The sequence below is a fragment of the Pseudomonas sp. MF08817 genome (assembly GCF_059862705.1).
This window is the reverse complement of sequence record NZ_JCBCUY010000012.1, coordinates 44930-67510: the sequence shown is the minus strand read 5'-3', so window position 1 is coordinate 67510 and position 22581 is coordinate 44930. Positions and strand designations below refer to the sequence as shown.

Annotated in this window: 18 protein-coding genes; 7 read left to right on the top strand and 11 right to left on the bottom strand. The window is 61.8% G+C overall.

Features of this window, described 5'->3' with window-relative positions; all coding sequences use genetic code 11:
* The first annotated feature begins 27 nt into the window (after positions 1-27).
* Complete coding sequence (locus AC19YR_RS09535; protein WP_095106261.1) at positions 28-531, top strand: L,D-transpeptidase family protein; 504 nt, start codon at positions 28-30, stop codon at positions 529-531.
* Between the two features lie 75 nt (positions 532-606).
* On the opposite strand, the gene AC19YR_RS09530 is transcribed toward AC19YR_RS09535, so the two are convergent.
* Positions 607-918, bottom strand: coding sequence for an NGG1p interacting factor NIF3 (locus AC19YR_RS09530; RefSeq protein WP_500598173.1), 312 nt, complete (start codon positions 916-918; stop codon positions 607-609).
* Positions 919-922: 4 nt separating this feature from the next.
* The gene (gene purL / locus AC19YR_RS09525) at positions 923-4819 is read right to left on the bottom strand and encodes a phosphoribosylformylglycinamidine synthase (protein ID WP_095106257.1); all 3897 of its coding nucleotides are present in this window, start codon (positions 4817-4819) and stop codon (positions 923-925) included.
* A gap of 286 nt (positions 4820-5105) precedes the next feature.
* On the opposite strand from purL, the gene mltF reads away from it, so the two are divergent.
* Positions 5106-6566 (top strand): membrane-bound lytic murein transglycosylase MltF, encoded by a 1461-nt coding sequence (gene mltF, locus AC19YR_RS09520; protein ID WP_095106254.1) that lies wholly within the window; start codon positions 5106-5108, stop codon positions 6564-6566.
* A gap of 119 nt (positions 6567-6685) precedes the next feature.
* On the opposite strand, the gene pdxJ is transcribed toward mltF, so the two are convergent.
* The 8 genes from pdxJ to lptF form a co-directional block, all read right to left on the bottom strand.
* A complete protein-coding gene (gene pdxJ / locus AC19YR_RS09515; RefSeq protein WP_095106252.1) occupies positions 6686-7432 on the bottom strand; it encodes a pyridoxine 5'-phosphate synthase in 747 nt (248 codons plus the stop codon).
* A 46-nt stretch (positions 7433-7478) separates the two neighbouring features.
* Positions 7479-8168 (bottom strand): DNA repair protein RecO, encoded by a 690-nt coding sequence (gene recO, locus AC19YR_RS09510; protein ID WP_500598170.1) that lies wholly within the window; start codon positions 8166-8168, stop codon positions 7479-7481.
* Positions 8169-8334: 166 nt separating this feature from the next.
* Positions 8335-9237 (bottom strand): GTPase Era, encoded by a 903-nt coding sequence (gene era / locus AC19YR_RS09505; protein ID WP_095106248.1) that lies wholly within the window; start codon positions 9235-9237, stop codon positions 8335-8337.
* The gene (rnc, locus tag AC19YR_RS09500) at positions 9230-9919 is read right to left on the bottom strand and encodes a ribonuclease III (RefSeq protein ID WP_095106246.1); all 690 of its coding nucleotides are present in this window, start codon (positions 9917-9919) and stop codon (positions 9230-9232) included. Before rnc ends, era begins: the two co-directional genes overlap by 8 nt.
* Positions 9920-10094: 175 nt before the next feature.
* Positions 10095-10949 (bottom strand): signal peptidase I, encoded by an 855-nt coding sequence (gene lepB, locus AC19YR_RS09495; RefSeq protein ID WP_500598167.1) that lies wholly within the window; start codon positions 10947-10949, stop codon positions 10095-10097.
* Between the two features lie 5 nt (positions 10950-10954).
* Positions 10955-12754: a translation elongation factor 4 gene (gene lepA / locus AC19YR_RS09490; protein ID WP_095106242.1), complete on the bottom strand. Its 1800-nt coding sequence runs from the start codon at positions 12752-12754 to the stop codon at positions 10955-10957.
* A 160-nt stretch (positions 12755-12914) separates the two neighbouring features.
* Complete coding sequence (gene lptG, locus AC19YR_RS09485; protein ID WP_095106240.1) at positions 12915-13976, bottom strand: LPS export ABC transporter permease LptG; 1062 nt, start codon at positions 13974-13976, stop codon at positions 12915-12917.
* Positions 13969-15087, bottom strand: coding sequence for an LPS export ABC transporter permease LptF (lptF, locus tag AC19YR_RS09480; protein ID WP_095106238.1), 1119 nt, complete (start codon positions 15085-15087; stop codon positions 13969-13971). Before lptF ends, lptG begins: the two co-directional genes overlap by 8 nt.
* 276 nt (positions 15088-15363) lie before the next feature.
* Between lptF and AC19YR_RS09475 the strand changes: the two genes are divergently transcribed.
* The 5 genes from AC19YR_RS09475 (at position 15364) to rlmF (ending at position 21869) form a co-directional block, all read left to right on the top strand.
* A complete protein-coding gene (locus AC19YR_RS09475) occupies positions 15364-16854 on the top strand; it encodes a leucyl aminopeptidase (RefSeq protein WP_500598165.1) in 1491 nt (496 codons plus the stop codon).
* Between the two features lie 58 nt (positions 16855-16912).
* A complete protein-coding gene (locus tag AC19YR_RS09470; RefSeq protein ID WP_095106234.1) occupies positions 16913-17341 on the top strand; it encodes a DNA polymerase III subunit chi in 429 nt (142 codons plus the stop codon).
* Positions 17342-17348: 7 nt separating this feature from the next.
* On the top strand, positions 17349-17729 hold the full coding sequence (locus AC19YR_RS09465) for a DNA polymerase III subunit chi (protein ID WP_500598163.1): 381 nt from the start codon (positions 17349-17351) through the stop codon (positions 17727-17729).
* Positions 17730-17841: 112 nt separating this feature from the next.
* Positions 17842-20688, top strand: coding sequence for a valine--tRNA ligase (locus tag AC19YR_RS09460; RefSeq protein ID WP_500598161.1), 2847 nt, complete (start codon positions 17842-17844; stop codon positions 20686-20688).
* A gap of 167 nt (positions 20689-20855) precedes the next feature.
* A complete protein-coding gene (gene rlmF / locus AC19YR_RS09455) occupies positions 20856-21869 on the top strand; it encodes a 23S rRNA (adenine(1618)-N(6))-methyltransferase RlmF (protein ID WP_095106230.1) in 1014 nt (337 codons plus the stop codon).
* Positions 21870-21943: 74 nt separating this feature from the next.
* Here the strand turns inward: rlmF and AC19YR_RS09450 are convergent, their stop codons facing one another.
* Positions 21944-22225 carry an HU family DNA-binding protein gene (locus tag AC19YR_RS09450; protein WP_095106229.1) on the bottom strand — a complete coding sequence of 94 codons (282 nt, stop codon included), beginning with the start codon at positions 22223-22225 and terminating at the stop codon, positions 21944-21946.
* Positions 22226-22581 lie beyond the last annotated feature (356 nt).

Below are 22581 nucleotides of genomic sequence, written 5' to 3'. Positions count from 1 at the left end.
AACACCGTACCTTGGGAAATCGTTTCAATGCGCTGGTTGCTTGCACTGCTCTGCCTCTCTGTCATGGCTGTATCCCAGGCCTCCCCGATGGGAACCCTGGACGGCAAAATCATCGAAAAAGTGCTGGTGCTCAAATCGGCCCATCAACTGCAACTGATAAACGATGGCAAACCGCTCAAGACCTACCGCATCTCCCTGGGCAAGAAACCCAAGGGCCCCAAGCTGATGGAAGGCGACAAACGCACCCCCGAGGGCTTCTATTGGCTGGATTGGCGCAAAACCAGCGACCGCTTCAACCTGGCCATGCACATTTCCTACCCCAACATCACCGACGCCGCCCGCGCCCGCCGCGAAGGCGTACCGCCAGGCGGAATGATAATGATCCACGGCACCCCGGACTCCGAGGAATACCCGGAGGACTACTTCCACACCCTGGACTGGACCGACGGCTGCATTGCCATGCGTAACGTTGACATGCGCGAAGTGTGGGGCCTGGTCAAGGACGGCACGATGATTGAAATCCGGCCGTGAGCCTTTGGGCCCGCCCACAAAAAACCCGCTGACCGTTTCCGGTTCAGCGGGTTTTTCATTTGAGCGGCCCAGGAGTCAGAAATCCTCCAACCGCCACACTTCATAGGCTGGGGTTTCGTAGGGGTGGCTGAGTTTGAGGGCCGCGACGGCGGCCACTATCGACTCATCTGCCACCACCAACTCGACTCGCCATTCCTCTACCTGCTCGACCTCGCCGGTTTGCCCGAGGAACGGCTGGCTGCCGTCCAAAGGGCGGAACTGGCCAAACCCGAGCACCTGCCAGGCGCACTGGTCGTAGGCGCCGATCCGTCCGCCACCGGCGGCGAATACGGCACTTTTGACCTGCTCCACGTGGCTGGGCGGAACGAAGAAGGCGAGTTTGTACACGGCCTTAGTTCACCCACACACGGGCGTTGCGGAACATGCGCATCCATGGCGCGTCTTCGTTCCAGTCTTCCGAGCGCCACGAGTTCTGCACGGCACGGAACACCCGCTCCGGGTGCGGCATCATGATGGTCACGCGGCCGTCGCGGCTGGTCAGGCCGGTGATCCCGCGCGGCGAGCCGTTCGGGTTAGCCGGGTAGCTTTCGGTGACCTTGCCGTGGTTATCGACAAAGCGCATCGCCACACAGCCGGACAGGTCGGCTTCGAGCAGGGCCTCTTCGCTTTCAAACTCGGCATGGCCTTCACCGTGGGCGATGGCGATTGGCATGCGCGAGCCGGCCATGCCCTGCAGGAAGATCGAGTTCGACTCCTGCACCTGGACCATGGCCACCCGGGCTTCGAACTGCTCGGAGCGGTTGCGCACGAAGTGCGGCCAGAACTCGCTGCCGGGGATCAGTTCGTGCAGGTTGGACATCATCTGGCAACCGTTGCACACGCCCAGAGTGAAGCTGTCATTACGCTCGAAGAAGCCCTGGAAGGCATCGCGGGCGCGGCTGTTGAACAGCGCCGACTTAGCCCAGCCTTCACCGGCGCCCAGTACGTCGCCGTAGGAGAAACCGCCGCAGGCCACCAGGCCTTTGAACTCGTTGAGGTCGACACGGCCAGCGAGGATATCGCTCATGTGCACGTCGATCGCGCTGAAACCGGCGCGGTCGAAGGCTGCGGCCATTTCCACCTGGCCGTTGACGCCCTGCTCACGCAGCACGGCAACTTGTGGGCGGATGCCTTTTTTGATGTAGGGCGCGGCCACGTCCTGGTTGACGTCGAAGCTGAGCTTGACGCTCAAACCCGGGTTGTCTTCCTCCAGGATCAGGTCGAATTCCTGTTCAGCGCAGTCGACGTTGTCGCGCAGACGCTGGATCTGGTAGCTGGTTTCAGCCCACTGACGTTGCAACAGGCGACGCTGACCCTCAAACACGGTGTCGCCATTGAAGATGATGCTGATATCGCCACTGTTCACCGGTTGGCCGATAACCGAGACGCAATCGCCCAGGCCGGCGGCGCTGAACTGTGCAAGCACGTCCGGGGTAGCGTCCTGGCGAACCTGGATCACCGCGCCCAGCTCTTCGTTGAACAAAATGGCGGCGATATCGGCCGAGGTTTCGGCCACGCCATCGAGGTTCAGGCTCAGGCCGCAATGGCCGGCAAAGGCCATTTCCACGGTGCTGGTAAGCAGGCCGCCGTCGGAACGGTCGTGATAGGCCAGCAGGTGGCCATCAGCGTTCAAGCCCTGGATCACGGCGAAGAAGGCCTTGAGGTCTTCGGCGTCGTCAACGTCCGGGGCCTGGCTGCCAAGCTTGCCGTGGACCTGGGCCAGGATCGAGGCGCCCATGCGGTTCTGGCCACGGCCCAGGTCGATCAGAATCAGGTCGGTGGTGCCCTTGTCCATGCGCAACTGCGGGGTCAGGGTCTGGCGGATGTCGGTGACCGGCGCGAACCCGGTGACGATCAACGACATCGGCGACGTCACGGTCTTGTCCACGCCTTCATCGTTCCAGCGCGTAGCCATGGACATGGAGTCCTTGCCCACCGGAATGGTGATGCCCAATTCCGGGCACAGCTCCATGCCGACAGCCTTGACCGTGTCGTACAGACGCGCGTCTTCACCGGGGTGGCCGGCCGCGGACATCCAGTTGGCCGACAGTTTGATGTCGGAGATTTTGCCAATGCGCGAAGCAGCGATGTTGGTCAGCACCTCGCCGATGGCCATGCGGCCCGACGCCGGGGCATCCAGCAGGGCCAGCGGCGTGCGCTCGCCCATGGCCATGGCTTCACCGGTGTAGACGTCAAAACTGGTGGCGGTGACGGCAACGTCGGCCACCGGCACTTGCCATGGGCCGACCATCTGGTCACGGGCCACGAGGCCGGTAATGGTGCGGTCGCCGATGGTAATCAGGAAGCTCTTGCTGGCCACCGCTGGGTGGTGCAAGACACGCTCGACACACTCGGCGATGTTCAGGCCTGAGGGGTCGAAGTCATCGCCCAGCTCGCTTTCACGAACCGCCGAACGGTGCATGCGCGGGGCCTTGCCCAGCAGCACTTCCAGCGGCATGTCCACGGGGCTGTTGCCGAAGTGGCTGTCGGTGACCGTCAGTTGCGGCTCGGCAGTGGCTTCGCCGACCACGGCGAACGGGCAGCGCTCGCGCTCGCAGATCGCCTGGAAACGGGCGAAATCCTCAGGGCCAACGGCCAGCACGTAGCGTTCCTGGGATTCGTTGCTCCAGATCTCGTGCGGGGCCATGCCCGGCTCGTCGTTGGGAATGTTGCGCAGCTCGAAGCGACCGCCACGGCCACCGTCGTTGACCAGTTCCGGGAAGGCGTTGGACAGGCCGCCCGCGCCGACGTCGTGGATGAAGCTGATGGGGTTTTTGTCACCCAACTGCCAGCAACGGTCGATGACTTCCTGGCAACGACGCTCCATCTCCGGGTTTTCCCGTTGCACGGAAGCGAAATCCAGGTCCGCCGAGCTGGCGCCAGTGGCCATGGAGGATGCCGCACCGCCGCCCAGGCCGATGAGCATGGCCGGGCCGCCGAGGACGATCAGCTTGGAGCCGACAACGATCTCGGCCTTCTGCACGTGTTCGGCGCGGATGTTGCCCATGCCGCCGGCCAGCATGATCGGCTTGTGGTAACCGCGCACTTCATCGCCACGGGGGGTGGTGATGGACTGCTCGAAAGTACGGAAATAGCCCGTCAGGGCCGGACGGCCGAATTCGTTGTTGAACGCTGCGCCGCCCAGCGGGCCTTCGATCATGATGTCCAGCGCGGTGACGATGCGCTCGGGCTTGCCGTAAGGCACTTCCCAGGGCTGCTCGAAACCGGGGATCTGCAGGTTAGATACGGTGAAACCGGTCAGGCCGGCCTTGGGCTTGGCGCCGCGACCGGTTGCACCTTCATCGCGGATCTCGCCACCGGAACCGGTGGACGCGCCCGGGAACGGCGCAATGGCGGTCGGGTGGTTGTGGGTCTCGACCTTCATCAGGATGTGCACCGGCTCCTGCACCGCGCCGTACTGGCGGGTCTCAGGGTTCGGGAAGAAACGCCCGGCCACGCTGCCGACGATGACCGAGGCGTTGTCCTTGTAGGCCGACAGGACACCTTCGCTGTGCATCACGTAGGTGTTCTTAATCATGCCGAACAGGCTTTTCTCCTGGCTCTGGCCGTCGATATCCCAACTGGCGTTGAAGATCTTGTGGCGGCAGTGCTCGGAGTTCGCCTGGGCGAACATCATCAGTTCGATGTCGTGAGGGTTGCGCCCCAGGCCAACGAAGGCGTTGACCAGGTAGTCGATCTCGTCTTCCGCCAGGGCCAGGCCCAGTTCGCGGTTGGCGGTTTCCAGCGCGGTACGACCGCCGCCCAGCACATCGATAGCGGTCAGCGGCTTGGGCTCGGCGTGGCTGAACAGACCGGCAGCCTGCTCCAGGTCGCCGAGCACGATTTGCGTCATGCGGTCGTGCAGGGCATCGGCCACCAATTGCGCCTGGGCCTCACTGAATTCACCGGCTACATAGAAGGCAATGCCGCGCTCCAGGCGCTGGACCTTCGCCAGGCCACAGTTGCGAGCGATGTCGCTGGCCTTGCTCGACCACGGCGAGATGGTGCCAAAACGCGGCAGCACCAGGAACAGGCGGCCGGTCGGCTCTTGAACAGGAACGCTTGGGCCGTACTTCAGAAGGCGCGCGAGCACCTGCTGTTCGTCGCCGGTCAGGACGCCGGTAACTTCGGCGAAGTGAGCGAATTCAGCATACAAGCCACTGACAGCCGGAACCTTCTGGCTCAGTTGCTCAAGGAGTTTGCTGTGGCGAAAGGCAGAAAGGGCAGGAGCGCCGCGCAGGATCAACATCTTCGGGACAGCCTCGGGAAGGGGTGTGCTTTGAGGCCGCGTATTCTAGCCTAAACCGCCCGCGACAGCACCCGAAACGGCACGCCACGGGCGAGCCGGACATCGCCTGAGCATCGCATCGGGGTAACCGAGGCCAGCGAGGGGCGAGGCGCATAGTTTTTTTGCGTCGAAATATGCCAGAACAACAGCGGCGCTTCAGGCCCGCCAGGGTGTTTGCCCTGCGCTAGCAGACCTGCCTCGCGCTGTCGAGATATGGCGCTGATGGTCCTTTGCGTATACTGCGCAGATGTTTTCCCAAATGGCTTTCCGTCCGCGCTGCGCCAAATGGCTCATCGCAACCGGACTCTTCCTGATGCTCGGTGCCTGTGTTGATAAACCCAGCACACTGGAGCGCGTAAAGGAGGATGGCGTACTGCGGGTGATAACCCGCAACAGTCCCGCCACCTACTTTCAGGACCGCAACGGCGAAACCGGCTTCGAATACGAGCTGGTGAAACGTTTCGCCGACGATCTGGGCGTAGAGCTGAAGATCGAAACCGCCGACAACCTTGACGACCTCTTCGATCAGTTGGGCAAGCCCAACGGCCCTGTGCTGGCTGCTGCCGGTCTGGTCAGCAGCGAGAAACGCAAACAGCAGGTCCGCTTTTCCCACACCTACCTGGACGTCACCCCGCAGATCATCTATCGCAACGGCCGCTCCCGCCCCACCAACGCGGCCGACCTGGCTGGCAAGCGCATCATGGTGCTTAAGGGCAGCACCCACGCCGAGCAATTGGCGGCACTGAAACAGAAATACCCTTCTATAGAGTACGAAGAATCCGACGCCGTCGAAGTAGTTGACCTACTGCGCATGGTGGACGAAGGGCAAATCGACCTGACCCTGGTCGATTCCAACGAAGTGGCGATGAACCAGGTCTACTTCCCCAATGTGCGTGTCGCCTTCGACCTAGGCGAAGCCAGCCAGCAAAGCTGGGCGGTAGCCGCCGGCGAAGACAACAGCCTGCTCAATGAGATCAACGAATACCTGGACAAGGTCCAGGCGAACGGCACCCTGCAACGCCTAAAGGACCGCTACTACGGCCATGTCGATGTGCTCGGTTATGTTGGCGCCTACACCTTCGCCCAGCACCTGCAACAACGCTTGCCTAAGTACGAGAAGTTCTTCAAGACCTCGGCCAAGGCAGAAAAGGTCGATTGGCGCCTGCTGGCGGCCATCGGCTATCAGGAATCGTTGTGGCAACCGGCCGTGACTTCCAAGACCGGGGTGCGCGGCCTGATGATGCTGACCCAGAACACCGCCCAGGCCATGGGCGTGTCCAACCGCCTCGACCCCAAGCAGAGCATCAGCGGCGGCGCTAAGTACCTGGCCCTTATAAAGGCACAACTGGACGACAAGATCGAAGAACCGGATCGCACCTGGTTCGCTCTGGCGGCCTACAACGTGGGCGGCGGCCATCTGGACGACGCCCGCAAGCTCGCGGAAAAAGAAGGGCTGAACCCTAATAAATGGCTGGATGTAAAGAAAATGCTGCCGCGCCTGTCGCAGAAGCAGTGGTATAGCAAGACCCGCTACGGCTATGCCCGGGGCGGCGAGCCGGTGCATTTTGTGGCCAACATTCGGCGTTACTACGACATCCTGACCTGGGTCACGCAGCCGCAGTTGGAAGGCGATCAGGTCGCCGAAGGCAACCTGCATGTACCTGGCGTGGACAAGACCAAGCCAGCCCAAGAAACCCCGCCGCTCTAACCCCCTGAATCGACTGTGGGAGCGAGCCTGCTCGCGATGGTGCCGCAGCTATTCGCATTGCTCTACCGCGACAATACCGCTATCGCGGGCAAGCCCGCTCCCACAGGGTTTGGTTGTCTTCAGGCCTTGGCGGCGGCCGCCAGGATCAGCGCCTTCATCTCCGCCACCGCGCCCTTGAAGCCGACGAACAGCGCATGGGCCACCAGCGCATGGCCGATGTTCAATTCGTTGATGCCCTTGATCGCCGCCACCGCTTCGACGTTGTGATAGTGCAAACCATGCCCGGCGTTGACGATCAAGCCCTGGGCCAAGCCGCAAGCCACACCATCGACGATGCGTTGCAACTCATCGGCCACGTCACTTGGGGTTTGCGCATCGGCGTAGCGGCCAGTATGCAACTCGATGGCCGGAGCACCGACACGCCGCGAAGCTTCGATTTGCCGCTCGTCGGCGTCGATAAACAGCGAAACTTCACAGCCGAAGCTCGCCAGGCGTTCCACCGCGGCCTTGATACGCGCTTCCTGGCCGGCCACGTCGAGGCCGCCTTCGGTGGTCAGTTCCTGACGGGTTTCCGGCACCAGGCAGATGTGCGCCGGGCGGATGCGCTCGGCAAACAGCATCATTTCTTCGGTGACGCCCATTTCGAAGTTCATGCGGGTTTGCAGCACGTCCTTGAGCAACAGCACGTCGCGCTCCTGGATATGCCGGCGATCTTCACGCAGATGCACGGTGATGCCATCGGCGCCCGCCTCTTCGGCGTCCAGCGCAGCCTTGACCGGGTCCGGATAACGGGTGCCGCGAGCCTGGCGCAAGGTCGCCACGTGGTCGATGTTCACGCCAAGAAGAATGCGATTGCTGGTGGTCACGAAAAGCGCTCCAAAAGACAGGGAAGTTGGGCGCACAGCATACAGGCTAGGGCTTGCGAAACAACTCGCGGCTCACCAGTGGCCGCCCGCCCAGGTGCACCGCCAGGGCCTGGCGCATCAGGCGTTTGGCCGCAGCCAACGCGCCGGTTGCACTCCAGTCGGCCTCGGCCATGGCCAACAATTCGGCACCGTGGAACAGGCCCGGTTGCACCAGGTAAACCCTCTCCAGGCCCGCGTCGACGACCAGGCGGTAGAGGCCGTCCGGTGCAACCGGGTTGCCCTGGATATCGGTGCCCAGCGCAAAACCATAGCCCAGATCATCCAGCAGCCGCCACTCGAAGGCCCGCAGCAGCGGCTCCAGAGGGCGACCTTCGGCCAAGGCCAGCAAGGTGGCGCTGTAGTGCTCGAACACCGCTGGGTGCGGGTCTTCGGCAGGCAACAGGCGGATCAGCAACTCATTGAGGTAGAGACCGCTGAACAGCGCCTCTCCGTTGAGCCAATTGGACGCGCCGGCGCTTTCCATACGCCCGACGTTCTTCAACTCGCCGCGCCCGCGAAACTCCACTTCCAGCGCCACGAACGGCCGGGCCAGTGTGCCCGCCTTACCCCGCGCACTACGCAACACCGCCCGCAGCCGCCCCTGCGGCGTGAGGAAATCCACCAGGGCGCTGGTTTCGCGGTAGGCGCGGCTATGCAGGACGTAGGCGGGTTGACCGGTGGGGGGAGTCGAGGACATGGCGGTTCTCACGGACGCGGTACAGTTTTATGAACAGCACAAACCAATGTGGGAGCGGGCCTGCCCGCGATGGCGGACTAACGCTCAACATCACTGTTGAATGCTGCATCCTCATCGCAGGCAGGCCCGCTCCCACAGGAATGCCCCGGTGTACCGCAAACCGAAACTACAGGTCGCCGTAACCCAGCGAACGCAATGCCCGCTCATCGTCAGACCAGCCACCCTTGACCTTGACCCAAAGGTTAAGCATGACCTTGGAGTCGAACAGCAGCTCCATGTCCTTGCGCGCTTCGGTGCCAATGCGTTTGATGCGCTCGCCCTTGTCGCCAATGATGATTTTCTTCTGGCCATCGCGCTCGACCAGGATCAGAGCGTGGATGTGCAGAGTCTTGCCCTGCTGCTTGAACTCTTCGATTTCCACGGTGATCTGGTACGGCAGTTCGGCACCCATCTGGCGCATGATTTTCTCGCGCACCAGTTCGGCGGCAAGGAAACGGCTGCTGCGGTCGGTGATCTGGTCTTCCGGGAAAAAGTGTTCGTTTTCCGGCAGATGATTGGCGATCACGCGCTCCAGTGCTTCAAGGTTATGCCCGTGCTGTGCCGAGATCGGCATGATCTGAGCGTTGGGCAATTGCTCCTGAAGCCAGCTCAGGTGCGGCATCAACTCGGCCTTGTCTTCGATGCGGTCGGTCTTGTTCAGCGCCACGATCAACGGGCCGGTCACGTACTGCACGCGCTCAAGAACCATCTGGTCTTCGTCGGTCCACTTGGTGCGGTCCACCACGAAGATCACCACATCAACGTCCTTCAACGCGGCCGAGGCAGTTTTGTTCATGTAGCGGTTCAGGGCTTTTTCGCCGCCCTTGTGCATACCTGGGGTATCGACGTAGACGGCTTGCACATTGCCTTCGGTCTTGATGCCCAGCATGTTGTGGCGCGTGGTCTGGGGTTTGCGCGAAGTGATCGCCAGTTTTTGCCCCAGGATATGGTTCAGCAGCGTGGACTTGCCCACGTTGGGACGGCCGACGATGGCAACATAGCCACAGCGAGTTGCGGTTGAATCAGTCATGGCCATTCTCCACGCCCAGGGCTATCAGAGCTGCGGCCGCCGCTACCTGTTCGGCAATACGACGGCTCACACCCTGACCTCGGCTTTTTTCATTCAATAGGGTGATCTCGCATTCGACGAAGAACGTCCGGCAATGCGGCTCACCCTGGATATCCACCACTTCGTAACGCGGCAGTTCGCAACCGCGGGACTGCAAAAACTCCTGCAGGCGGGTTTTGGGATCTTTGTTGGTGTCAACCAGGGTCAGCGTTTCAAACTCCGAAGCCAGCCAGGCCAATACGCGCTCGCGGGCCACTTCCATTCCGGCATCGAGGTAGATCGCCCCAATCAGGGCCTCCAGGGCATCGGCCAGGATCGATTCACGGCGAAAACCGCCGCTCTTCAATTCGCCAGAACCCAGGCGCAGGTACTCGCCCAGGTCGAAACCACGGGCCAGTACTGCCAGGGTCTCGCCCTTCACCAGGCGTGCGCGCAAACGCGACAACTGGCCTTCGCGAGCCAGGGGGAAGCGGTCGAACAAGGCTTCACCGGCGACGAAGTTGAGGATGGCATCACCGAGAAACTCCAGGCGTTCGTTGTTGCGCCCGGCAAAACTGCGGTGGGTCAGGGCCAGGACCATCAGTTCCTGGTCCTTGAAGGTGTAACCGAGCTGACGCTCAAGACGGCTTAAAGAGACGCTCACGGCTTATCCACGCTGAGTTCGTGGTCGAGATCCGCCAGGGCGAGGCCCTGGAGGGCTAGAACAATTAACGCTGTGTTCAAAAATAACTTCCTGAATATCGTTGGCTGCATAGGGGCGGCCCGTTTGGCGGCACCAAAAATGCATTCGGCGCTGTGGTCAACAGCGCCGTGGGTGATTACTTGATAAGGCCAACCCGCGAGAAGTTCGGCAGGTGGCTGAGTTTCGGCTCCGGCCAGCTCATCCAGACCGCGAAAGCCTTGCCGACGATGTTCTGGTCGGGAACCATGCCCAGCAGATCCTTGGGAATGCTGGGGTCATCCCAATAGCGACTGTCGTTCGAGTTGTCGCGGTTGTCGCCCATCATGAAGTAATGCCCGGCGGGCACGACCCACTGGCGATCCGGCGGCGACCGGTAGCGGCTCATTTCCTTGCGGATCAGGTGCTCGGCCTCGCCCAGTTTTTCCTTGTACAGCTCGGCGCTGCCCAGGGTACCCGGCTCGGCGCCCACCAACTGCTCGGCGACCGACTGACCATTGACGAACAAGCGTTTGTCGGCGGTATAACGCACCTCATCGCCTGGCAGGCCGACCACACGCTTGATGTAGTTGACGTTCGGGTCGCTTGGGTAGCGGAACACCATCACATCACCGCGTTGCGGGTCACCGACCTCGATGACTTTCTTGTCGATCACCGGCAAGCGAATCCCGTAGGAAAACTTGCTCACCAGGATGAAATCGCCCACATCCAGAGTCGGCTTCATCGAGCCAGAGGGAATCTGGAATGGCTCGACCAAAAACGAACGCAGCACCAACACGATGAACAGCACCGGGAAGAACGATTTGCCGTATTCAACCAGCAAAGGCTCTTTGTTCAGTTTCTCGATCACCAACACATCGGGCTGGCTGACGCTGCCCTGATAATGGGCAACGGCCCCCCGGCGACGCGGCGCCAGAAACACCAGGTCGAGCAACGCCAGCAGGCCGCAAACGGCAACAGCGATGACCAGCAACAGCGGGAAATTTAGCGACATAGGACCTAACTATCCAACCTGAGCACTGCAAGGAAGGCTTCTTGTGGAATTTCCACGTTACCGACCTGCTTCATGCGTTTCTTACCGGCCTTCTGCTTTTCCAACAGCTTGCGCTTACGGCTGACGTCGCCGCCATAGCATTTGGCCAGTACGTTCTTTCTGAGAGCCTTGACAGTGGTCCGCGCCACAATCTGCCCGCCAATGGCGGCCTGGATTGCCACATCGAACATCTGCCGAGGAATCAGCTCCTTCATTTTCTCGGTCAATGCACGCCCTTTGTAGTGGGCGTTGTCGCGGTGGACGATCAACGCCAGGGCGTCAACTTTCTCACCGTTAATCAGTACATCCAGCTTGACCAGGTTCGCCGACTGGTAACGATCGAAATGGTAATCGAGCGAAGCATAGCCGCGGCTGGTGGATTTGAGACGGTCGAAGAAGTCCAGGACCACTTCGTTCATCGGCAAATCGTAGGTCACCTGGACCTGGGTACCGAGGAAGAGCATGTCGTGCTGCACGCCACGCTTCTCGATGCACAGGGTGATGACGTTGCCCAGGTGTTCCTGGGGCACAAGAATGTTGGCCCGCACGATAGGTTCGCGCATGTCCTCGATAGACGACAGATCCGGCAGTTTCGACGGGTTATCGACGTAGATCGTCTCACCGGTCTTGAGCAGCAGCTCGAAGATCACGGTCGGGGCGGTGGTAATCAGGTCCAGGTCGTACTCGCGCTCCAGGCGCTCCTGGATGATTTCCATGTGCAGCATGCCCAAAAACCCGCAACGGAAGCCGAAGCCCAAGGCGTCGGAGCTTTCCGGGGTGTACTGCAGGGACGAATCGTTGAGGGTCAGCTTTTGCAGCGCCTCGCGAAAGTCCTCGAAGTCGTCGGAACTGACCGGGAACAGGCCAGCGTAGACCTGCGGCTGGATGCGCTTGAAGCCAGGCAGTACATCGACGTCCGGGGTGGAGCTCAAGGTCAGGGTGTCGCCCACGGGTGCACCGTGGATGTCCTTGATGCCGGCGATGATGAAGCCCACTTCGCCCGCTTTCAGATCGACGGTGGCGGTGTGCTTGGGGTTGAACACGCCCACGCTATCCACCAGGTGGATCTTGCCGGTGGACTTGACCAGGATCTTGTCGCCCTTCTTCACGCGGCCATGGCGCACGCGAACCAGGGACACGACGCCCAGGTAGTTGTCGAACCAGGAGTCGATAATCAACGCTTGCAGCGGATCTTCGATATTGCCGGTCGGCGCGGGGATGGTCGCGACCAGGCGTTCGAGCACTTCGTCGACACCCAGGCCGGTCTTGGCACTGCAGGTGACGGCGTCGGTGGCATCGATGCCGATGATTTTCTCGATTTCTTCCTTGACCCGGTCCGGATCGGCCTGTGGCAGGTCGATCTTGTTCAGCACCGGCATTACTTCCAGGCCCTGCTCGATGGCCGTGTAGCAGTTGGCCACGGACTGGGCTTCGACGCCCTGGCCGGCATCGACCACCAGCAAGGCACCTTCACAGGCCGCCAGCGAACGGCTGACTTCATAGGTGAAGTCAACGTGGCCGGGGGTGTCAATGAAGTTCAACTGGTAGTTGATACCGTCCTTGGCTTTGTAATAGAGGGTGACGCTGTGGGCCTTGATGGTGATCCCGCGTTCACGCTCCAGGTCCATGGAATCGAGTACCTGGGCTTCCATCTCGCGCTCGGCCAGGCCACCGCACATCTGGATGAAACGGTCAGCCAGCGTCGACTTGCCATGGTCAATGTGGGCGATGATGGAGAAATTGCGGATATGACTCAAATCACTCACGGATGAACACTCAAAAAGGCTGCAGGCATAGCCCGCCGAAAAATAGCCGGGAATTGTACCTGATCCACGGCGCCAGCGTCACGTTCACCTGTCAGCAGCGCACAATGAAAAACGCCCCGGTCTTTCGACCAGGGCGCTTTGCGTGCAGCCTGATACGGGCTCAGCCGGCCCGGCGCAGCAGCCAGACGCCTGCCAGGGCGCAAATCCCGGCCGGCACCAGCACCGCGAACAGCGGCGAGAAGCCGAACACCAGGCTCGAGGGGCCGAGCAAGTCCTGGGCGATGCGGAAGGTGAAACCCACCAGCACACCGGTAAACACGCGCTGGCCCAAGGTCACCGAACGCAGCGGGCCGAAGATGAAGGAAATCGCCATCAGCACCAGCGCCGCCGTAACCAAGGGCTGCAGCACCTTGACCCAAAAGGCCAGCCAGTAACGGCCATTGTTCAGGCCCTGGTCGGCCAGGTAGTGGATGTAACCCCACAGGCCGGTGATGGACAGCGAGTCCGGGGCCATGACCACGGTGCTCAGCAGTTGCGGGCTGAGGGCCACGTCCCAGCGCTCTTCGGGCACATTGACCACTTCAGTGCTGTCGCCATGGAACAGGGTGGTGGTGACGTCCGTCAGTTGCCAGTGATCCTGATCGAACGTCGCCCGCCGGGCGAAACTCGACGATTGCATGTGCCGCTCCTTGTCGAAGCGGTAGCGGGTGACACCGTAGAGCAAGCCGTTGGGTTGCACCGAGTTGATGTGGATGAACTCGTCGCCCTGCCGGTGCCACAAACCGTGCTTGGCGCTTTGCGCCTCGCCGCCGCCCTGGGCCAGGGAGCGGTTGGCCTGGGCCATGTTTTCCGTGGCCGGGGCGACATACTCGCCCACCAGCACGCCCACCAGCATCAGTACCAGCATCGGCTTCATCACCGCCCAGACGATGCGCCCGATGGACACCCCGGCCGCACGCATGATGGTCAGTTCGCTGGCGCTGGCCAGGCTGCCCAGGCCGATCAGGCAGCCAATCAGCGCCGCCATCGGCAGCATGTCGTAGACCCGCCGTGGCGCGGTCAGCAGCACGAAGCTCAGCACATCGACCAAGGTATAGGTGTCGCTGACGTCACCCATTTCATCGATGAAGGCGAACAGGGACGCCAGGCCGAGGATGATCCCCAGCACGGCGATGATGGCCATGAATACGCTGCTACCAATGTAGCGGTCGAGCTTACCCACGGGCCACCTCCAACACACTGCGGCGACTCGCCATCTTCAAACGCCACGGCTCCCAGTACAAAAGCCCCAGGCCAATGGCCAGGAAAATCCCGTGAACCCACCACAAGCCCAGCGCGGGCGGGATCTTGCCTTTTTCCAGGGCGCCACGGGCGGCGATGAGGATGCTCAGGTAAGCCATATAAAGGAGGATCGCCGGCAGCAGCTTGAGGAAACGCCCTTGGCGCGGGTTGACCCGCGAGAGCGGCACCGCCATCAGCGTCACGATGAACACCAGCAGCGGCAGCGATAGGCGCCATTGCAGCTCGGTGCGTGAGCGCAGGTCGTCGTTCCCCAGCAGGGTACGGGTGGACATGGCGTCACGGTCGGTCACTTCGTCACTGACATCAGGCTTGGGCAGCAGCACGCCGTAGGTGTCGTACTTGATGGCACGGTAGTCCGCCTGCCCCGGGTTGCCATCGTAGCGATAGCCGTTTTCCAAGATCAGGTAGCGGTTGCCATCCTCCTGGACCTCCTGGCGGCCCTTCTCGGCCACCAGCACGGAAATGCCCCGGTCTTTCTTGTCCGCCGACACCCGTTTCTCGGAAATAAACACACCGGCCAGGTTGGTGCGGTCGTCGGACAGTTTCTCGGTGTAGGTCACCCGCGTGCCATCGCGCAGCGCTTGGAAGCGGCCGGGCACCAAGGTGTCGAACTCGGTCATCGCGTCCTGCTTGTTGAGCAGCAACTGGAACTGGTTGGCCCCTTGCGGCGCCAGGCTCAGGCTCAGCCAGGCGACGATCAGCGCCACCAGCGCGGCCGGCACCATGGTCATGCCCAGCAGGCGTTGCTGGCTCATGCCGGTGGCCGAGAGCACGGTCATTTCGCTTTCCAGGTACAACCGGCCATAGGCCAGCAGAATGCCGAGAAACAGCCCCAACGGCAGGATCAGTTGCAAAAAGCCCGGCAGGCGAAACCCCATGATGAGGAACAGCGAGCCTGGGTCCAGCGCGCCAGAGGCAGCCTGAGCCAGGTATTTGATGAAGCGCCCGCTCATGATGATGACCAGCAGCACGGCGCTGACGGCGCTGAGGGTCAACAGGACTTCGCGGGATAGATAACGGAAGACGATCAAACCAGACACTCCAGGGTTGTCAGGCTAAGGCGGCCAAACAAGCAAACGTCGCGAGCGGGCGCGCAATAGACGGCCGCCGAAAAAGATGGCGCATTATCCTGTGATTGGGTGCGCCTGTCACTGCGCATGCGCTGCGAGGGTTGTCAGCCTCGGGCGGCGAGGTTCAAACTGGCCGCTTTGTCGCTGGCACGCACCGGCGCCTTTCTTTATAGAACACGCCTCAAGCGCCCGCTGCCTGGCGGTGCGCCTATTGACCATTTATTCAGGGAGCCGGACATGGAATTGGTTGTAAAGAGCGTTAACCCAGAAACCGTGAAGACCGCCACCGTGGTCGTCGCTGTCGGTGAAGGCCGCAAACTGGGCGCCAGCGCCAGCCGCCTCGACGAACAAAGCGGCGGCGCCATCAGTGCCGTGCTCAAGCGCGGCGACCTGGCCGGCAAAATCGGCCAGAGCCTGCTGCTGCACAACCTGCCCAACCTCAAAGCCGAACGCGTGCTGCTGGTGGGCGTGGGCAAGGATCAAGAGCTGGGCGACCGCCCTTTGCGCAAAATCGTCGCCGCCATCCTCAGCACCCTCAAAGGCCTGGGCGGCAGCGACGCCGTGCTGGCCCTGGACGACGTGCAGGTCAAGGGCCGCGACAGCTACGGCAAGACCCGCCTGCTGGCCGAAACCCTGCTCGACGGCCAATACAGCTTCGACCGCTTCAAGAGCCAGAAAGCCGAACCCCACGCCCTGAAGAAAATCACCCTGCTGACCATCAAGGCCGCCCAGGCTGAAGTCGAACGCGCCGTGACCCACGCCCAGGCCATCGCCGGCGGCATGGCGTTCACCCGCGACCTGGGCAACCTGCCGCCAAACATCTGCCACCCAACCTTCCTCGGCGAGCAAGCCAAGGAGCTGGGCAAGGCTTATAAAAGCCTGAAAGTCGAAGTCCTGGACGAGAAGAAAATCAAGGAACTGGGCATGGGCTCGTTCTACGCCGTCGGCCAAGGCAGCGAGCAACCGCCACGCCTGATCGTGATGCAGTACAACGGCGGCAAGAAATCCGAGAAACCCTTCGCCCTGGTCGGCAAGGGCATCACCTTCGACACCGGCGGCATCAGCCTCAAGCCCGGTGCCGGCATGGATGAAATGAAATACGACATGGGCGGCGCGGCCAGCGTGTTCGGCACCCTGCGTGCGGTGCTGGAACTCAAGCTGCCGATCAACCTAGTGTGCATCCTGGCCTGCGCCGAGAACATGCCCAGCGGCAAGGCCGCCCGTCCTGGCGATATCGTCACCACCATGAGCGGCCAGACCGTGGAAATCCTCAACACCGACGCCGAAGGGCGCCTGGTGCTGTGCGATGCCCTGACCTACGCCGAACGCTTCAAGCCCCAGGCTGTGGTCGACATCGCCACCCTGACCGGCGCCTGCATCGTTGCCCTGGGCTCCCACACCTCGGGCCTTTTGGGCAACAACGACGAACTGATCGGCCAACTGCTCAGCGCCGGCGTGCAGGCCGACGACCGCGCCTGGCAACTGCCGCTGTTCGATGAATACCAGGAGCAACTGGACAGCCCGTTCGCCGACATCGCCAACATCGGCGGGCCGAAGGCCGGGACCATCACCGCGGCCTGCTTCCTGTCGCGCTTTGCCAAGAACTTCAACTGGGCACACCTGGACATCGCCGGCACAGCCTGGACCAGCGGCGGCAAGGACAAAGGCGCCACCGGCCGGCCAGTGCCGCTGCTGACCCAATACCTGATCGATCGCGCCAACGCCTGAACCCAATGAGCACGGGCGGCGTTGCTCCATTCAACGCCACCCGGGCCCAGGAACCGCAATGACCCAAGTCGACTTTTATATCCTGCCCAGTGCCGATCCTTCGGCGCGCCTGGATTTTGCCTGCAAGCTCACCGAAAAGGCCTGGCGCATGGGCCACCGCATCTACCTGCATTGCTGCGACGCGGCTCAGCGCGACGATCTCGACGCCCGCCTCTGGCGTTTTAAGGGCGAAAGCTTCGTGCCCCACGGCCCGGCCGAAAGCGAGCGCGACGGCCAGGTGGTCCTGGGCCTGGGCGACGACTGCGGCGAGCACCAAGACCTGCTGGTCAACCTCGCCCTCAAGGTCCCGGCCTTCGCCCCGCGCTTTGCCCGCGTAGCGGAAGTGGTGGTCGAAGACCCGGCAATTCGTCAGGCCGCACGGGAGAGTTTCCGCTTCTACCGTGAACAGGGCTATCCTCTGCAAGATCACCGATTACAGCGACTCTGAGCCCACGATGGACACCCCGAACCCACTACAAAAATCCGCGCACCTGCTGGACGACCTTGAGTCGATCCGCCAACTGCTCGGCGACGACAACCTGCAACCGCCGCTGCTGACCGAAACGGTCGCCAGCGAGGTGCAAATCCCCCTGCTATTCGAGCAAATCAGCGCCCAGCTCCCGGCTGCACCTGCGCCCAAACCAACCCCCGCTCCCGTCGCGGACAACGCTCCCGACACTCTGCTGCACCTGGAGAGCGAACTGCGCGCCGCGGCCCAGCTCATCATGCAAGACGTCATCGACGACTTCGCCCCTCACATCGAAACCGAAATCAAGCGCCGCCTCGAAGCGCGGATGGAGCGGTTACTGGCCGCGGCTACAAGCGGCAAGCTTTAAGCGGCAAGCCGAGCACTCTCTTCTTGTAGCTTGCAGCTTGTGGCTTGCCACGCCCCCCGCCGCTATACTTCCCGGCTTTTCCTGAATAAATGCCAATAGGGTCCCGCCGCGCATGGATAAGACCTACCAGCCGCACGCCATTGAAACTTCCTGGTACAACACCTGGGAGTCCGAGAACTACTTCGCCCCGCAAGGCGCGGGCGATTCCTACACCATCATGATCCCGCCACCGAACGTCACTGGCAGCCTGCACATGGGCCATGGCTTCAACAACGCGATCATGGACGCCCTGATTCGCTTTCGCCGCATGCAGGGGCGCAACACCCTGTGGCAGCCAGGCACCGACCACGCTGGCATCGCTACGCAGATGCTGGTAGAGCGCCAACTCGAAGCCAAGGGCCAGAGCCGCCACGACCTGGGCCGGGAGAAGTTCCTGGAAAAAGTCTGGGAATGGAAAGCCGAGTCCGGTGGCAACATCACCCGTCAGATCCGTCGCCTCGGCTCGTCCGTAGACTGGAGCCGCGAACGCTTCACCATGGATGATGGCCTGTCGGAAGCGGTCAAGGAAGCCTTCGTGCGCCTGCACGAGGATGGCCTGATCTACCGTGGCAAACGCCTGGTCAACTGGGACACCAAGCTGCACACCGCGATTTCTGACCTCGAAGTGGAAAACCACGACGAAAAGGGCTTCCTGTGGAACCTCAAGTACCCGTTGGCTGACGGCGCCAAAACCGCCGAGGGCAACGACTACCTGATCGTCGCCACCACCCGCCCGGAAACCATGCTGGGCGACTCCGCCGTTGCGGTTAACCCCAACGACGAGCGCTACCAGGCCCTGATCGGCAAGTTCGTCGAACTGCCGCTGGTCGGGCGCCGTATCCCGATCATCGCCGACGACTACTGCGACCCAGCGTTCGGCACCGGTTGCGTGAAAATCACCCCGGCCCACGACTTCAACGACTACGAAGTGGGCAAGCGCCACAACCTGCCGCTACTCAACATCTTTGACAAGAACGCCAGCGTGCTGCCGGCCTGCCAAGTGTTCAACCTCGACGGCACCCTCAACGACAGCGTCGACGGCCAGATCCCGGCGCAGTACGCCGGCCTGGACCGCTTCCAGGCCCGCAAGCAGATCATCGCCGACTTCGATGCCGCCGGCCTGCTGGTCAGCGTTGACGACCACGCCTTGAAAGTGCCCAAGGGCGACCGCTCCGGCACCATTATCGAGCCGTGGCTGACCGACCAGTGGTACGTCTCCACCAAACCCCTGGCCGAGCCCGCGATTGCCGCCGTTGAAGACGGCCGCATCCAGTTCGTGCCCAAGCAATACGAAAACATGTACTTCTCCTGGATGCGCGACATCCAGGATTGGTGCATCAGCCGCCAACTGTGGTGGGGCCACCGCATTCCGGCCTGGTACGACGAGGCCGGCAAGGTCTATGTCGGCCGCGACGAAGCGCAGGTGCGTGCCAAGCACAACCTGGGCCCGGACGTGGCGCTGCAACAGGACAACGACGTCCTCGACACCTGGTTCAGTTCCGGCCTGTGGACCTTCTCCACCCTGGGCTGGCCAGAGCAGACGGAGTTCCTGAAGAAATTCCACTCCACCGACGTTCTGGTCACCGGTTTCGACATCATTTTCTTCTGGGTCGCCCGGATGATTATGCTCACCATGCACCTGGTGAAAAACGAAGACGGCACGCCGCAAGTGCCGTTCAAAACTGTCTACGTGCATGGCCTGGTACGCGACGGCCAGGGCCAGAAGATGTCCAAGTCCAAGGGCAACGTCCTGGACCCGCTGGACATCATCGACGGCATCGACCTGGAAACCCTGGTGCAAAAACGCACCACCGGCCTGATGCAGCCCAAACTGGCGAAAAAGATCGAGAAGCAGACCCGCGACGAGTTCGCCGACGGCATCGCCAGCTACGGCACCGACGCCCTGCGCTTCACCTTCTGCTCGCTGGCGTCCACCGGCCGCGACATCAAGTTCGACATGGGCCGCGTCGAAGGCTATCGCAACTTCTGCAACAAGATCTGGAACGCTGCGCGCTACGTGCTGGACAAGGGCGAAGATTGCGGCCAGAACGGCGAAGCGGTGGAGCTGTCCCTGGCCGATCGCTGGATCATCTCCCAGTTGCAGCGCACCGAAGCCGAAGTGACCCGCCAACTTGACCAGTTCCGCTTCGACCTGGCGGCGCAGGCCTTGTACGAGTTCATCTGGAACCAATACTGCGACTGGTACCTGGAACTGTCCAAACCCGTGCTGTGGGACGAAAACTCGCCCATCGAACGCCAGCGCGGCACCCGCCGCACCCTGGTACGCGTGCTCGAAGTGGCGATGCGCCTGGCCCATCCGTTCATGCCGTTCATCACCGAAGAAATCTGGCAGCGCCTCGCGCCGCTGGCCGGTATCGAGGGCAAAACCATCATGCTGCAGCCTTGGCCAGTGGCCAACGAAGCTCGCATCGATGAGGCGGCCGAAGGCGATATCGAATGGCTCAAGAGCTTGATGCTCGGCACGCGCAACATCCGTGGCGAGATGAACATCGGCCCGGGCAAACCCCTGCCGCTGTTCCTCAAAAACGTCAACGCCCAGGACCAGCGTCGCCTGAGCGAAAACGAAGCGATGCTGAAAAAACTGGCCAAGCTCGAATCCATCACCGTATTGGCCGCGGGCCAAGAAGCGCCGCTGTCCGCCACCGCCCTGGTGGGTGAGATGGAAGTGCTGGTGCCCATGGCCGGCCTGATCGACAAAGCTGCCGAACTGGCGCGCCTGGACAAGGAAATCCAGCGCCTGCAAGGCGAAGTGCAACGGGTCGGCGGCAAGCTGTCCAATGCCGGTTTCGTTGACAAGGCCCCGGCCGAAGTCATCGACAAGGAGCGCGCCAAACTGGCCGAGGCCGAACAGGCCCTGGGCAAGTTGGCCGAGCAACATGCGCGGATTGCCAGCCTGTAAGGTGTCGCCCGTATGAAAAGAGACCTTCGGGTCTCTTTTTTTTTGGCCCCCAAACGCCCTGCGCAAAAACACCGGGGGAGCGAGCAGGCTCGTACAGTTGATCGGTACTCCCCATAGATGTGGGACAATGCCCGCCACTTTGAGCCAACCCCCGAATCGACCCGCCCATGACCGCCCCCAGCAAACCTAAAGCCCCGCGCACCAAAACCAAGCCTGCCAAGGCTGTAGAGCCACGCGCCAAGGCCAGCCTGCACCCGCGCAACCGCCACCAGGGTCGCTACGACTTCCCGGCGCTTATCAAGACCACACCGGAATTGGCGCGTTTTGTGATCCTCAACCCTTACGGCAAGGAAAGCATCGACTTCGCCAGCCCCGATGCGGTGCGGGTGTTCAACCGGGCGCTGCTCAAGTCCTTCTATGGCGTTGCCCACTGGGACATTCCCGCCGACTACCTGTGCCCGCCGGTACCGGGACGTGCCGATTACGTGCACTTCCTCGCCGACCTGCTGGCCAGCGTCAACGAAGGCGTGATCCCCCGTGGCGCGCCGGTCAAGGTGCTGGATATCGGCATGGGCGCCAACTGCGTCTACCCGTTGATCGGCTATAGCGACTACCGCTGGCACTTCCTGGGTTCGGAGATCGACCCCAAGGCCATCGCCGCCGCCAAGGCCATCGTGCAATCCAATGGCCTGAACAAAGCCATCCAGTTGCGCCAGCAAAATAACCCCAAACACATCCTGCTGGGTTTGCTTGAGGCCAACGAACGTTTCGACCTGACCATGTGCAACCCGCCGTTCCACGCCTCGATGGACGAAGCGACCCGTGGCAGCGAGCGCAAATGGCGCGCCCTGGGCCGCGCCGACCCCAAGCGCCAGTTGCCGGTGCTGAACTTCGGCGGCCAATCGGCAGAGTTGTGGTGCGAGGGCGGTGAAGCGCGCTTCGTCACCCAACTGATCGCCGAAAGCGCTCATGTGCCCCAGCAAGTGCTGTGGTTCAGCACCCTGGTTTCCAAAGCCTCGAACCTGCCCGCGATCCAGACCGCCCTGAAAAAGGCCGGCGTCCTGCAAAGCCAAGTGGTGGAAATGTCCCAGGGCCAGAAGCAGAGCCGCTTCGTCGCCTGGACGTTCCAGACCGAGGCACAACAGCAGGCTTGGCGCCAACGCTGGGCCCGCAAGGACTGAGCACCAACAAATCGCAGGCAATAAAAAACCGTGCCCGGATCGCTCCGGCGCACGGTTTTTTTTGAACTTCGGTCTTACTTGTTAACAGCGTCGGTCAGGCCTTTAGCCACAACCAGCTTGATAACTTTTTTGGCAGCGATTTCGATGGCAGCGCCAGTCGAAGGGTTACGGCCAGTACGGGCAGGACGCTCGGTCACTTTCAGCTTGCCAATGCCTGGCAGAGTGATTTCGCCGCCATTTTCCAACTGATCGGCAACGATTTGGGCCAGTTGGTCCAGAGCGTTGCGTGCGGTGGTCTTCGGCTCGCCGATGGCACCAGCGATATCGCTGATCAGTTCGTCTTTAGTCATAGCCATTGTGGTGTTCCTTCCCTATCAAATTCATTTGGATTGCAGAGTGCAGTGTCAGCCATCGAGCCAGATCTTCTGGACCTGGCACCCCGGTTGGAACCACGACGGGTCGGGGCTATAGATACCGAAATCAGGGTTTGGTTCGACCTGACAGTGCTGAATGCACGCTTAACGCCGAGAGTTCGCGTAAGACGGGGGCAAAACTAGCACAGAGACGGGGAAATATCCGCCTCTACCTACCCAATTGGTCAGCTTTATCGCCTCAAACCCATAAAAAATTGCATGACACGGGTCAGAACCGCCCAAATCTGTCGTCGGACAGCGCCCAAACCCGCAGGTACGGTACACTTGGGCCTTTTCCG